Annotated in this window: 1 protein-coding gene and 1 pseudogene; both read left to right on the top strand. The window is 64.8% G+C overall.

The window, feature by feature from the left end:
* Positions 1-741 precede the first annotated feature (741 nt).
* A complete protein-coding gene (locus EET03_RS32840; RefSeq protein ID WP_341868774.1) occupies positions 742-1,572 on the top strand; it encodes a transposase in 831 nt (276 codons plus the stop codon).
* A gap of 84 nt (positions 1,573-1,656) precedes the next feature.
* Positions 1,657-1,792 (top strand): annotated as a pseudogene (locus EET03_RS32160) (HNH endonuclease); the annotation flags it as partial.

Here is a 1,792-nt window from a genome sequence, read left to right as displayed (position 1 = left end):
GCGGGCAGACCGGCCGCCACCAGAGTTTGCTTCGGACATGATCAGATCCTCCGTAAAAGCTGGGAGAACCCGTCGGATGCCGTCTGATCGACACGCCGATCTCTATCGCGAAGTCAGACGCAAACCAGTACTGCACCGGGGAGCGGTCCTCGCGTCGGATCGAGCGACGGCTGATCGAGGATGTGGCGGTGCGGGTGGTCGCGGCCAACCAACAGCCTGATCACGCCACGCTGGCCCGGTTTCGCCGCCGCCACCAGGACGCGATCGCAGCATTGTTCGGGCAGGTCCTGAGTCTGTGCGTTAAGGCCGGTCTGGTCGATGCGGGGATAGTCGCGATCGACGGCACCAAGATCGCCGCTAATGCCTCGTTCTCCGCTAATCGCGACCATGCAGCCCTGAGCGCCGAGCTCGGCGAATCCCCGCTGCAGGATTTTGCCGCTGCGGCTCATCGAGTCGCCGAACAGGTCTTGGCCGAAGCCGAGCAGATCGATGCGGCCGAGGATGACCAAGGCAGGCACGATCAGGACAGGCGGTTGCCGCCTGGGTGGGCCGGAGGGCGGGATCGGCGGTCCCGAATCAAGGCTGCCCTCGACGAACTCGAGTCACAGAAGGCACACGACTTCCAGACCCGGATGGCCGAGCGGGCCCGCAAAGAGGCTGAGCAGGGCCACAAACTGACCGGGCCGAAACCGAGCACGGACACCGCGCGGCGAGCGCGGCCGCGGCGGGCGAACACGACCGATCCGCATTCGCGGATCATCGCGCACTCCTCCAAAGGTCCCGCTGCAGGGCTACAACGCGCAAGCGGCCGCAACGACCGGGCAAATCGTGCTCGCCGCCGAGGTCGCCGCCACCACCAACGACCAACCCCATTTTGTGCCGATGGCCACCGCGGTGACCGAGAATCTCGCCGAGGCCGGGCACCGCGATGGTGCGGGTACGTTCGTGGCCGACGCAGGGTACTGGACCAGCGCGAACGGCACCGCCGACGTCGGTGCCGAGGTGTTGATCGCGACACGAAAATCCGTTTGGCGCAAGGCCGACAAGCCCGGCGACGACAAGCTGGCAGTCCTGGCGAAGGTGAACCGCGGTGAGCTGTCCCAACGTCAAGCAGGTGCGATTCTCGGCGTCTCCTATACCTGGGTACGGGACATGACCAAGCGGTACTTCGGCCGCGACGGACAACGCATCACCCGCAGCGCCGAACCCGAACCCGAAGAGTGGATCCCGGTCATCGAACGCGTCGCCGCCGGCGAGATCTCCCTGCGTGCCGCCAGTGACAACCTCGGTGTCTCAGTGACGCGGGTCAAAACGATGCTCGCACACGTCCAGGGCGCCCTCACCGATCCCACCGTCGCTCGAAAAGCCATGGACGACAAGCTCGCCCAACCCGACAACGCCACGTCCTACCGCAAACGCGCCGTCAGCATCGAACCTGTCTTCGGCAATATCAAAGCCAACCTCGGATTCCGCAAATTCGCCCTCCGCGGCCATGCTGGAGTGAACAGCGAGTGGCGCCTGATCTGCACAGTGCACAATCTGCTCAAACTCCAGCACGCAATACCTGCCTGAACCAAAGAGCAAGCAGACCTGACTCGCCAGCCAATGCAAACCATCGCCGCAAAAACAACCCACCATCGATTCGTGCGACACCCTCTGCTTTGCCCCTATCACCACCGCGCCCACCACCGCGGCATCATCACCATCACCGGCCCCGCAGCCACTCTCAGCGTCACCGACACCAGCGGCCGCCAACTCAGCACAAGATCGCTGGCACGCCCACCCACCCAAC

Origin of the sequence: Mycobacterium innocens (assembly GCF_900566055.1) — a bacterium.
Taxonomy (GTDB): domain Bacteria; phylum Actinomycetota; class Actinomycetes; order Mycobacteriales; family Mycobacteriaceae; genus Mycobacterium; species Mycobacterium innocens.
The sequence above is the reverse complement of the archived record's forward strand: the minus strand, read 5'-3'. Positions and strand labels throughout refer to the sequence as shown.